Annotated in this window: 13 protein-coding genes and 1 tRNA gene; 12 read left to right on the top strand and 2 right to left on the bottom strand. The window is 69.1% G+C overall.

Going from position 1 to position 11,399, the window contains the following annotated elements:
- Positions 1-48: 48 nt before the first annotated feature.
- From ACIP5M_RS26195 to ACIP5M_RS26185, 3 genes are read left to right on the top strand one after another with little or no spacing between them, the layout of a single operon-like run.
- Positions 49-447, top strand: coding sequence for a DUF3291 domain-containing protein (locus ACIP5M_RS26195; protein ID WP_401201313.1), 399 nt, complete (start codon positions 49-51; stop codon positions 445-447).
- Positions 444-1,559 (top strand): UDP-N-acetylmuramate dehydrogenase, encoded by a 1,116-nt coding sequence (locus ACIP5M_RS26190; protein WP_401201489.1) that lies wholly within the window; start codon positions 444-446, stop codon positions 1,557-1,559. The genes ACIP5M_RS26195 and ACIP5M_RS26190 overlap by 4 nt, the downstream gene beginning before the upstream one ends.
- A gap of 16 nt (positions 1,560-1,575) precedes the next feature.
- On the top strand, positions 1,576-1,992 hold the full coding sequence (locus tag ACIP5M_RS26185) for a hypothetical protein (protein WP_401201311.1): 417 nt from the start codon (positions 1,576-1,578) through the stop codon (positions 1,990-1,992).
- Here the strand turns inward: ACIP5M_RS26185 and ACIP5M_RS26180 are convergent.
- Together ACIP5M_RS26180 and ACIP5M_RS26175 are read right to left on the bottom strand one after the other, a co-directional pair.
- Complete coding sequence (locus ACIP5M_RS26180) at positions 1,982-3,001, bottom strand: adenosine deaminase (protein WP_401201309.1); 1,020 nt, start codon at positions 2,999-3,001, stop codon at positions 1,982-1,984. The two genes, ACIP5M_RS26185 and ACIP5M_RS26180, sit on opposite strands and share 11 nt — an antisense overlap.
- 463 nt (positions 3,002-3,464) lie before the next feature.
- Positions 3,465-4,691, bottom strand: coding sequence for a pyridoxal phosphate-dependent aminotransferase (locus ACIP5M_RS26175; protein ID WP_401201307.1), 1,227 nt, complete (start codon positions 4,689-4,691; stop codon positions 3,465-3,467).
- A 193-nt stretch (positions 4,692-4,884) separates the two neighbouring features.
- On the opposite strand from ACIP5M_RS26175, the gene ACIP5M_RS26170 reads away from it, so the two are divergent.
- The 9 genes from ACIP5M_RS26170 (at position 4,885) to rplL (ending at position 11,081) form a co-directional block, all read left to right on the top strand.
- A tRNA-Trp gene (locus tag ACIP5M_RS26170) sits at positions 4,885-4,957 on the top strand.
- Positions 4,958-5,063: 106 nt separating this feature from the next.
- A complete protein-coding gene (gene secE / locus ACIP5M_RS26165) occupies positions 5,064-5,345 on the top strand; it encodes a preprotein translocase subunit SecE (protein WP_030825982.1) in 282 nt (93 codons plus the stop codon).
- An 84-nt stretch (positions 5,346-5,429) separates the two neighbouring features.
- Positions 5,430-6,365: a transcription termination/antitermination protein NusG gene (gene nusG / locus ACIP5M_RS26160; RefSeq protein ID WP_401201305.1), complete on the top strand. Its 936-nt coding sequence runs from the start codon at positions 5,430-5,432 to the stop codon at positions 6,363-6,365.
- 170 nt (positions 6,366-6,535) lie between these two features.
- Positions 6,536-6,970, top strand: coding sequence for a 50S ribosomal protein L11 (rplK, locus tag ACIP5M_RS26155; RefSeq protein ID WP_266785572.1), 435 nt, complete (start codon positions 6,536-6,538; stop codon positions 6,968-6,970).
- Positions 6,971-7,059: 89 nt separating this feature from the next.
- Positions 7,060-7,788: a 50S ribosomal protein L1 gene (rplA, locus tag ACIP5M_RS26150; protein ID WP_384588152.1), complete on the top strand. Its 729-nt coding sequence runs from the start codon at positions 7,060-7,062 to the stop codon at positions 7,786-7,788.
- 198 nt (positions 7,789-7,986) lie between these two features.
- A complete protein-coding gene (locus ACIP5M_RS26145) occupies positions 7,987-8,853 on the top strand; it encodes an LppX_LprAFG lipoprotein (RefSeq protein WP_401201303.1) in 867 nt (288 codons plus the stop codon).
- Between the two features lie 49 nt (positions 8,854-8,902).
- A complete protein-coding gene (locus ACIP5M_RS26140) occupies positions 8,903-9,793 on the top strand; it encodes a hypothetical protein (protein ID WP_401201301.1) in 891 nt (296 codons plus the stop codon).
- A 263-nt stretch (positions 9,794-10,056) separates the two neighbouring features.
- On the top strand, positions 10,057-10,587 hold the full coding sequence (gene rplJ, locus ACIP5M_RS26135; RefSeq protein ID WP_030026650.1) for a 50S ribosomal protein L10: 531 nt from the start codon (positions 10,057-10,059) through the stop codon (positions 10,585-10,587).
- A gap of 110 nt (positions 10,588-10,697) precedes the next feature.
- Positions 10,698-11,081 (top strand): 50S ribosomal protein L7/L12, encoded by a 384-nt coding sequence (gene rplL, locus ACIP5M_RS26130; RefSeq protein ID WP_401201299.1) that lies wholly within the window; start codon positions 10,698-10,700, stop codon positions 11,079-11,081.
- Positions 11,082-11,399 lie beyond the last annotated feature (318 nt).

Here is an 11,399-nt window from a genome sequence, read left to right as displayed (position 1 = left end):
TTACCATCGCCATCGATCCTGACACCCGGTCACGAAGGAGCGCTCGCCATGCCCGACATCCCGTGGTCCACCCCCACCCAGGCCGCCCCCGACGCCGAGGTGTACGTCATGGCCTCCCGCTTCGAGACCGCCACCCTCGCCGGGGCCGTCACGTTCTTCCTCAAGGCCCCCGGCATCATCGGCCAGATACGCAAGGCCCCCGGCGCCCACGGAGTCGCCCTGCGGGCACGCGTCTTCAGCCGGACCTTCCTGACCCTCTCCGCCTGGGAGGACCGCGACGCGCTCTACCGGTTCGCCCGCAGTGAGCCCCACCGCTCCAGCTCGCGCGCCGCGAGCGCGTACATGAAGGAGTCGGGCTTCACCTTCTGGACCGTACGGGCCTCCGAGCTGCCCCTCACCTGGGCCGAGGCCGAGCGGCGACTCGCCGAGCAGAAGTCGGACCACTGAGCCACGGTCCGTGGCCCCGCCGGGATGCGAGGGGCACGGACCGTACTCTTGTCCACGTGCAGGAACTCCACGACGCCCCCCTCGCCCCGCTGACCACCTTCCGCCTCGGTGGCCCCGCCGCCCGCCTGGTCACCGCGACCACCGACGCCGAGGTGGTCGCCGCCGTCCGGGCCGCCGACGAGAGCGGCACCCCGCTCCTGGTCATCGGCGGCGGCAGCAACCTGGTCATCGGCGACAAGGGCTTCGACGGCACCGCCCTGCGCATCGCGACCACCGGCTTCACCCTCGACGGCACCACCCTGGAGCTCGCCGCCGGCGAGAACTGGAGCGACGCCGTCGCCCGCACCGTCGAAGCAGGCCTCGCCGGGATCGAGTGCCTCGCCGGAATTCCCGGCTCCGCCGGTGCCACCCCGATCCAGAACGTCGGTGCGTACGGCCAGGAGGTCTGCGACACCATCACCGAGGTCGTCGCCTACGACCGCACCACCGGCGAGACGGTCACCCTCACCGCCGACGAGTGCGCCTTCCGGTACCGCAACAGCACCTTCAAGGACCACCCCGAGCGCTACGTCGTCCTGCGCGTCCGCTTCGCCCTCGAGGACGCCGGCGGGCTGTCGGCGCCGATCAAGTACCCCGAGACCGCCCGCGCCCTCGGCGTCGAGGCCGGCGACCGGGTCCCGGCCGCCGCCGCCCGCGAGACCGTACTGCGCCTGCGCGCCGGCAAGGGCATGGTCCTCGACCCCGCCGACCACGACACCTGGTCCGCCGGCTCCTTCTTCCACAACCCGATCCTGACCGACGAGGCCTACGCCGCCTTCCTCGCCCGCGTCCAGGACCGCCTCGGCCCCGACACGGCCCCGCCCGCCTACCCCGCCGGCGACGGACGTACGAAGACCAGCGCCGCCTGGCTGATCGACAAGGCCGGCTTCACCAAGGGCTACGGCACCGGCCCCGCCCGCATCTCCACCAAGCACACCCTCGCCCTCACCAACCGCGGCACGGCCACCACCGAGGACCTCCTCGCCCTGGCCCGCGAGGTCGTCGCGGGCGTCCACGAGGCCTTCGGCGTCACCCTGGTCAACGAACCGGTGACGGTCGGCGTCAGCATCTGAGGAGCCCCGGCCGCCCATGCTCTGTCCCCTGCACGGAGCCGGTACGGACCCGACCCGCCTCGTGGGGCGCACGCTCAGCCGAGTCGTCGCGTCCTGGCACATCAGTGACGGCGAGCGCTCCGAGGCTCCCCTCGACGTCTGGCTGATCGACAGCGTCGGGGACTCCATCCGCATCACCACCGGCTCCGACCAGTGTCTGATCGTCGAATCCGCCGCGCCCCACGAGCCGTACGACATGGGGGAGTGGGGCCGCATCGAGGTCGGCGAGGACCTCGGCGACCACCCCTTCCTGCGGCACCTCGGCGAGACCGTCACCTCGGTCGCCGAGTTCGCCCTGCCCGAGCAGGGCCGCACCCACCTGGAGATCGGCTTCCCCGACGGGGGCCGGGTGCGCGCCGACTGCTACGAGGGGGACCTGCGGCTCACCCGGTGAGCCAGTGGTCGATCCCGGCCAGCAGCTTGGCCTGTACGTCGGCGGGTGCGGCCGAACCGCGCACCGACTGGCGGGCCAGCTCGGCGAGCTCCGCGTCCGTGAAGGCGTGGTGGCGGCGGGCGATCTCGTACTGCGCCGCCAGCCGTGACCCGAAGAGCAGCGGGTCGTCCGCGCCCAGCGCCAGGGGCACCCCGGCCTCGAAGAGGGTGCGGAGCGGGACGTCCTCGGGGCGCTCGTAGACCCCGAGGGCGACGTTGGAGGCCGGGCACACCTCGCAGGTGATCTGCCGGTCCGCGAGGCGCTTGAGCAGGCGCGGGTCCTCGGCGGCCCGTACGCCGTGCCCGATGCGCGAGGCGTGCAGATCGTCGAGGCAGTCCCGGACGGAGGCGGGGCCGGTGAGCTCGCCGCCGTGCGGGGCGGCGAGGAGGCCACCCTCGCGGGCGATCGCGAAGGCCCGGTCGAAGTCGCGGGCCATGCCGCGGCGCTCGTCGTTGGAGAGCCCGAAGCCGACGATGCCGCGGTCGGCGTAGCGGACGGCGAGGCGGGCGAGGGTGCGGGCGTCGAGGGGGTGCTTCATGCGGTTGGCGGCGATGAGCACCCGCATCCCGAGGCCGGTCTCGCGGGAGGCGGAGTCGACGGCGTCGAGGATGATCTCGACGGCCGGGATCATCCCGCCGAGGAGGGGCGCGTAGGAGGTGGGATCCACCTGGATCTCCAGCCAGCCGCTGCCGTCCCGTACGTCCTCCTCCGCGGCCTCGCGCACGAGGCGGCGGATGTCCTCGGGCTCGCGCAGGCAGGAGCGGGCGGCGTCGTAGAGACGCTGGAAGCGGAACCAGCCGCGCTCGTCGGTGGCGCGGAGCTTGGGGGGCTCGCCGGCGGTGAGGGCGTCCGGGAGGCGGACGCCGTACTTGTCGGCCAGCTCCAGGAGGGTCGATGGGCGCATCGAGCCGGTGAAGTGCAGGTGGAGATGGGCCTTTGGCAGAAGCGTGAGGTCGCGTGCGTGCTCCATCCGGTGATCCTGCCGTACCGCTGCGCTGGGCGGGAGGTCGTTTTACCTATTGGGGGCTTGCTCGAACGGGCGAGCGGGGGCCGGGGTGGGGGTGGTGCCGCTGCGCGGGGCCTCCTCCCGGGCGCTGCCCGTACCCGCGCCTCAAACACCGGCGGGGCTGGATGTGGCCGGTCCGGTAGGCGGGTGCGGGTGCGAGATCGGGGCTCTGCCCCGGGCCCTGCGCGTCAAGCGTCGGCGGGGCTGGATGTGGCTGGTCCGGTATGCGGGTGCGGGTGCGAGATCGGGGTTCTGCCCCGGGGCCTGCGTCTCAAGCGTCGGCGGGGCTGGAGGTGGCCGGTCCGGTAGGCGGGTGCGGGGCGGAGTCCCAGGGGTGGTGCCGTGCCGGGGGCCGGACGTGCCGGAGCGGCGCCGCCCCAGGTGGGGGAGACGCCGCTCGGGGGTGGTGCTGCGGGGCGCGTCAGGCCTAGGCCTTGGCCTCGGCGAGGAGCTTCTGGATGCGGGAGACGCCCTCGACCAGGTCCTCGTCGCCCAGGGCGTACGAGAGGCGGAGGTAGCCCGGGGTGCCGAAGGCCTCGCCCGGGACGACCGCGACCTCGACCTCGTCGAGGATCAGGGCCGCGAGCTCGGCGGAGGTCTGCGGCCGCTTGCCGCGGATCTCCTTGCCGAGGATGTCCTTCACCGCGGGGTACGCGTAGAAGGCGCCCTCCGGCGTCGGGCAGAAGACGCCGTCGATCTCGTTCAGCATCCGCACCATCGTCTGGCGGCGGCGGTCGAAGGCCGTGCGCATCGCCGCCACCGCGTCCAGGTTGCCGGACACCGCGGCCAGGGCCGCGACCTGGGCGACGTTGGAGACGTTGGAGGTGGCGTGCGACTGCAGGTTCGTCGCGGCCTTGATGATGTCCTTCGGGGCGATGATCCAGCCGACCCGCCAGCCCGTCATCGCGTACGTCTTGGCGACACCGTTGACCACGATGCACTTGTCGCGCAGCTCGGGCAGGACCGCGGGGAGGGAGGCGGCGGTGGCGTCGCCGTAAACCAGGTGCTCGTAGATCTCGTCCGTCAGGACCCACAGACCGTGCTCGACGGCCCAGCGGCCGATGGCCTCGGTCTCCGCCTCGGAGTAGACGGCGCCCGTCGGGTTGGACGGGGAGACGAAGAGGACGACCTTCGTGCGCGGGGTGCGCGCCGCTTCGAGCTGCTCGACGGAGACGCGGTAACCGGTGGTCTCGTCGGCGACGACCTCGACCGGGACACCGCCGGCGAGGCGGATCGACTCCGGGTAGGTGGTCCAGTACGGGGCCGGGACGATGACCTCGTCGCCCGGGTCCAGGATGGCCGCGAAGGCCTCGTAGATCGCCTGCTTGCCACCGTTGGTGACCAGGACCTGCGAGGCGTCGACCTCGTAGCCGGAGTCGCGCAGGGTCTTCGCGGCGATCGCGGCCTTGAGCTCGGGCAGGCCGCCGGCCGGCGTGTAGCGGTGGTACTTCGGGTTGCGGCAGGCCTCGACCGCGGCCTCGACGATGTAGTCCGGGGTCGGGAAGTCGGGCTCGCCCGCGCCGAAGCCGATCACCGGGCGCCCGGCGGCCTTGAGGGCCTTGGCCTTGGCGTCGACGGCGAGGGTGGCGGACTCGGAAATGGCGCCGATACGGGCGGAGACGCGGCGCTCGGAGGAAGGCGTTGCAGAGGTCATGCGAGCAATCGTCCCAGACGGCCCAGAAGCGCCGCACACCGTTTCAGTTACCGGACCGGGGGATGGCGGGTCGGGTTCTGTTCGACGTCAGGGCCCGGTTCACGTACACTCACCTGTCGTTGGACCTCGCCAGCCGCTCCAGAGCGTGAGCACTCCGTGCACCCGCCCGGATGCGGTAGGTTGGGGGACGCAAAGGGTCGTAGCTCAATTGGTAGAGCACTGGTCTCCAAAACCAGCGGTTGGGGGTTCGAGTCCCTCCGGCCCTGCTCCACACTCCTTCTCGGATGTGTGTGCGCAGGTACGTACTTCGATGCAACGCCGTGCGGCGCAACCGGGCGCGGTACGGCCACGACCCGGATTCAGGTGAGAGACGTGACGGACGCCCTGGGCTCCATCGACATGCCTGACGCCGAGGACGAGACCCGCGAGAAGAAGGCCCGCAAGGGCGGTAAGCGCGGCAAGAAGGGTCCTCTGGGCCGGCTCGCGCTGTTCTACCGCCAGATCGTCGCGGAACTCCGCAAGGTTGTATGGCCCACTCGCAACCAGCTCACGACGTACACCACCGTGGTGATTGTCTTCGTGGTCATCATGATCGGTCTGGTGACCGTGATTGACTATGGGTTCCAGGAAGCCATCAAGTTCGTCTTCGGCTGATCCCCGCGGAGGGCGGCGCCTTGATGGGTGCCGCCCGTTTTCGCATGTTCCACCACCTTTTGTATCCAGGAAGAAGCAGCCACCGTGTCTGACCCGAACCTGAACGCGAGCCACGACTCCGTCGAGTCCGTCGAGGACGAGCTCGACATCGTCGAGGCGGCAGACGCTGTGGACCCCGACGAGGCAGAGCTCGCCGACACCGAGGCGGGTGGCGCCGCCGAAGAGGCCGCGCTGCACGTTGAGGACGAGACCGAGGCCGACGCCGAGATCGAGGACGACGCCGAGGTCGAGGCGGCTGCCGACGACGCCGAGGAAGCGGACGACGCCGACGAAGAGGGCGACGTCGAGGCCGCGGCCGACGAGGAGGCCGAAGAGGCCGCCGAGGCCGAGCCCGCCGAGCCCGTCGACCCCATCCAGGCCCTGCGCGACGAGCTGCGCGTGCTCCCCGGCGAGTGGTACGTGATCCACACCTACGCCGGCTACGAGAAGCGCGTGAAGGCCAACCTGGAGCAGCGCGCCGTCTCGCTGAACGTCGAGGAGTTCATCTACCAGGCCGAGGTGCCCGAGGAAGAGATCGTCCAGATCAAGAACGGCGAGCGCAAGAACGTCCGGCAGAACAAGCTGCCCGGTTACGTTCTCGTCCGCATGGATCTGACGAACGAGTCCTGGGGCGTCGTCCGCAACACGCCTGGCGTCACCGGCTTCGTGGGCAACGCGTACGACCCGTACCCGCTGACCCTGGACGAGATCGTCAAGATGCTCGCGCCGGAGGCCAAGGAGAAGGCCGAGAAGGCCGCCGCGGAGGCCGCCGGTCTGCCCGCGCCCGCCGTCAAGCGCACCATCGAGGTCCTGGACTTTGAGGTCGGCGACTCGGTCACCGTCACCGACGGCCCGTTCGCGACGCTGCAGGCGACGATCAACGAGATCAACCCGGACTCGAAGAAGGTCAAGGGTCTCGTCGAGATCTTCGGCCGCGAGACCCCGGTCGAGCTCAGCTTCGACCAGATCCAGAAGAACTGATCCACCTCTTCTGAGACTCAGCTTCCGGACAGGTCAGACCACCCCTCACGGGCGGTCTGACCTGCTCGGTTTTTAGCCCCGCTCCGATACCCGTTATCGTGGTGCGGTATGCCTCCATCCGGATGACCGGATGTGCGGCTGAAAACTCTCACTAGGACCCGGAGAGAGCAATGCCTCCCAAGAAGAAGAAGGTCACGGGGCTTATCAAGCTCCAGATCAAGGCCGGTGCGGCCAACCCGGCTCCGCCGGTCGGCCCCGCGCTCGGTCAGCACGGCGTCAACATCATGGAGTTCTGCAAGGCCTACAACGCCGCGACCGAGTCGCAGCGTGGCATGGTCGTGCCGGTGGAGATCACGGTCTACGAGGACCGTTCCTTCACCTTCATCACCAAGACTCCGCCGGCCGCGCGCCTCATCCTGAAGCACGCGGGCGTGGAGAAGGGCTCTGGCGAGCCCCACAAGACCAAGGTCGCCAAGCTCACCGGCGCCCAGGTCCGTGAGATCGCCGAGCTGAAGATGCCCGACCTGAACGCCAACGACATCGACGCCGCCGTGAAGATCATTTCCGGCACCGCGCGCTCGATGGGCATCACCGTCGAAGGCTGATCCAGCCACCCTCCAGCACCACCAGTGGTAGGGCCAAGCGCTGGTCCGCACCACGACTCCACGCCTGAAGAAACAACACAGGAGCAGAAGTGAAGCGCAGCAAGACTCTCCGCGCTGCGGACGCCAAGGTCGACCGGGAGAAGCTGTACGCCCCGCTCGAGGCCGTCCGTCTCGCCAAGGAGACCTCCACGACCAAGTTCGACGGTACCGTCGAGGTCGCCTTCCGCCTGGGTGTCGACCCGCGCAAGGCCGACCAGATGGTCCGCGGCACCGTGAACCTCCCGCACGGCACCGGCAAGACCGCCCGGGTCCTGGTCTTCGCGACCGGTGACCGTGCTGCGGCCGCGGAAGCCGCCGGCGCCGACATTGTCGGCGACGACGAGCTGATCAACGAGATCGCCAAGGGCAACCGCCTCAACGAGTTCGACGCCGTTGTCGCCACCCCGGACCTCATGGGCAAGGTCGGCCGCCTCGGCCGCGTGCTCGGTCCCCGTGGCCTGATGCCGAACCCGAAGACCGGCACCGTCACCATGGACGTCGCCAAGGCTGTCACCGACATCAAGGGTGGCAAGATCGAGTTCCGCGTCGACAAGCACTCGAACCTGCACTTCATCATCGGCAAGGTCTCCTTCTCCGATGACAAGCTGGTCGAGAACTACGGCGCCGCTCTGGACGAGATCCTCCGTCTGAAGCCGTCCGCCGCGAAGGGCCGCTACATCAAGAAGGCCGCCCTGAGCACCACCATGGGCCCCGGCATCCAGCTGGACCCGAACCGCACCCGGAACCTCCTCGTCGAGGAAGACCCGGCTGCTGTTTGATCGGGCCGAGCCTCCTGACGGCTCCCTGAGCCGCCCAGGCCTCTGAACGGGCCCCTCGCTTCCCTCACGGGTGGCGGGGGGCCCGTTCGCGTGTTCAGGGCCACACATCCCTCGATGCGGCGTAATGACCGCGCACATACGCGGCCGGGGAACGTATGGTCGGCTGAAGAAGTCGATCAACAAGGGGTGGGGACCTCCGTGTCTGTGTACCGGAAGAAGACCGTCGGCGCGGCGCTGGCCGCCGTACTGCTCGTGGGCGGGGCCACGGCGTGCGAGGACGGGAAGAGCACGAAGAAGGACAGCGGGGCCCCGTCGGCCCCGGCCAAGGCCGCGGAGAAGCCGGCGGAGGTCACGCCGGCCGCGTACCTGCAGAAGACGAAGAAGAAGTCGGAGGAGATCACCTCCCTCCGCTACACCATGGCCGGGGAAGCCTCGGGGCAGAAGATCAGCGGCGAGGTCTCCATGCGGCTCAAGCCGGCCGTGGCCATGGCGATGGCGATGGAATCGCCCGAGAAGCCGGGTCAGAAGGTCGACATCCGCTTGATCGACGGCGCCATGTACATGGGGTCCGAGGGCAAGTGGCTGAAGTTCGACCTCAAGACCCTCGCTCCGGACCAGGCCAAGGAGCTGGACTCGCTGGGCTCGGCCCAGCAGGGCCAGAACCCGGCCGACACGGCCGACGGCCTGAGCACCGCCAAGGACCTCAAGAAGGTCGGCGAGGAGACCATCGACGGGCAGAAGACGACGCACCTCGCCGGGACCGTCACGATCGAGGAGCTGCAGGCCGCCAGTGCCGCCTCCACCCCCGAGGCCAAGGAGCGTCGGCAGAAGAACGTCCAGGCGCTCCAGGACCAGGGCATCAAGAGCCTGACCATGGACATCTGGATCGACGAGGCCGACCAGGCCAAGCAGGTCCGCACCCAGGGCAGTGGCACCTCCGGCCCGATGGACATCACCATCAAGTTCCTGGACATCAACAAGCCGGTCGAGATCGCCGCGCCGCCGGCCGATCAGGTCACGGACCTGGCCGAGATGATGAAGGGTGCCGGCGAGGGCTCCGCCTGATCGTCGCGCGCCATCGCAACACGAAGATCCATTCACGGGGGAGTAACAGATGAACAAGGCTGTCCGGAACCGGGCGGGCGTCGCCGCAGCGGGCGTCGCCCTGCTCGTGGGCGGTCTCTCTGCCTGCGGCGGAGCCTCGGCGGACGGGGGCAAGGGCGGCGACAAGCCGGCCGCCGCCAAGGCTCCGACGCCCGCGGACGCGGTGAAGGCGTCGTACCTGAAGACCGTGCCCGCGAAGTTCGCCACGATGGACATGACCATCACCGCCGGCGGCAAGACCGACCGGCTCACCGGCACCAAGGGCTGGTACCCGGCCGCGACCGGCATCGATGCCACGGGCCCGGACGCCGGCAACCAGATCATGATCGGGGACTTGATCTACACCCACAGCGACAAGCCGGTGCAGGGCAAGTCCTGGATGAAGATGAACCTGAACAAGGACGGGTCGCCCCGCTACCGGCTCAACGACGACCCGGCCGAGTACCTGGCGCTGCTCCTCGGCCAGGAGAAGCTGACGCTGGTGGGCGCGGAGCAGACCGACGGCATCGAGGCCCAGCACTTCAAGGGCAGCTTCACCAACGCGGAGCTGCTCAAGGCGGACGAGTCCACCAAGGTGATGGAGGCGGCGAACCGCGACTACCTCCACCAGGCGGTGAAGGACGTCACCAGCCTGGAAGTGGACCTGTGGATCGGCAAGGACGGCTACCCGGTCCGCGTCGACACCGTCCGGACGATCGACAAGGGCACGACGAAGATCTCCGCCAAGTTCTCCGGCTACGGCACGGCCGCTCCGGTCGTCGCCCCGCCCGCGGACCAGGTGGCGGACTTCGACGACGTCATGAAGGGCATCGACGCCGGTCTCAAGGAGACCGACCGGAACCTGGAGGAGGCCGACCAGACGCTGAAGGACGCAGGCCTGGGCGGCCTGAAGCGCTCCTGAGGGTCCGCAAGGGGGCGATTTGCCTTGGCTCGGCCGCTTCCCGTATGGTTCACCAGAAGCCAAAGACCGCTGGTCGTTGCCGTGCTCGCAAGGGGACGGTGGCCGAAGGATCCGCTGAGTGCGGGCGTCCTGCGCAGGTGTTCGTGGAGAAGCTCCCGGAGTGATTCGGTCGAGCCCAAGCCCCGTGCGCTTGCGCCGGGGCGTTTCGTTTTGTTCAGCCCCTTCTGAGCGGTCCTCATCACCCGGAAGGAGGCGAACGCACTATGCCGACGCCCAACAAGGCTGCATCGGTGGCCGAGCTCACGGATGCGTTCCAGAGCTCCAACGCCGCCGTGCTGACCGAGTACCGGGGTCTCACCGTCGCGCAGCTCAAGACGCTGCGTCGCTCCCTTGGTGAGAACGCCCAGTACGCCGTGGTGAAGAACACGCTGACCAAGATTGCGGCCAACCAGGCCGGGATCACCGCGCTGGACGAGCACTTCGCTGGTCCGACCGCGGTCGCCTTCATCACCGGTGACCCGGTGGAGTCGGCGAAGGCCCTGCGTGACTTCGCCAAGGAGAACCCGAACCTCATCATCAAGGCCGGTGTCCTTGACGGTAAGGCTCTCTCCGCCGACGACATCAAGAAGCTTGCGGACCTCGAGTCCCGCGAGGTTCTGCTCAGCAAGCTGGCCGGCGCGTTCAAGGGCAAGCAGTCCCAGGCTGCCTCGCTCTTCCAGGCGCTGCCGTCGAAGTTCGTCCGCACCGCGGAAGCGCTTCGCGTCAAGCTCGCCGAGCAGGGCGGTGCCGAGTAATTCGGCTCGCGCACTGATCTACGCCGCCTAGTGCGTGGGTCGTAGCGGGCCGTTACGCCCGCCTCTCTATACATCCGGCACCTGCCGAATTAGTGGAAGGATCGCCCATCATGGCGAAGCTCTCTCAGGACGACCTCCTCGCCCAGTTCGAGGAGATGACCCTCATCGAGCTCTCCGAGTTCGTGAAGGCCTTCGAGGAGAAGTTCGACGTCACCGCCGCCGCGGCCGTCGCCGTTGCCGCCCCGGGTGCCCCCGGCGCCCCGGTCGAGGCCGCTGAGGAGAAGGACGAGTTCGACGTCATCCTCACCGGTGCCGGCGACAAGAAGATCCAGGTCATCAAGGTCGTGCGTGAGCTGACCTCCCTGGGCCTGAAGGAGGCCAAGGACCTCGTGGACGGCGCCCCGAAGCCGGTCCTCGAGAAGGTCAACAAGGAGGCCGCTGACAAGGCCGCCGAGGCCCTCAAGGGCGCCGGCGCGGCTGTCGAGGTCAAGTAACACCTCTGGGGCCTCTCTGAGGCCCCAACCAGGGGCGATCACCCGTAAGGGTGGTCGCCCTTTGGCGTACCCGCAGTGCCTGATTTGCCCTGCTCTCGTTGGGGAGTAGGGTGATCTTCGTTGCCCCGGTGCAGGGTCCGGAGATGATCCGCTCGGAGCACGGGGCCTTGACGAACGGGACGGGGCGCGCAATTCTCAGACCCGTCGCAAGCTCGACCACCTCGATCCGAGATCCGAGGCATGGATCGGCTACGAAGAGGGCAGTACTGATACGCGCTCTGTGTTCGAGGGCAGCGCGTATGAGAGACGCAGCGTTGG

The organism is Streptomyces sp. NPDC088762 (assembly GCF_044750905.1).
Taxonomy (GTDB): domain Bacteria; phylum Actinomycetota; class Actinomycetes; order Streptomycetales; family Streptomycetaceae; genus Streptomyces.
This window is presented reverse-complemented; position numbering and strand designations above follow the sequence as displayed.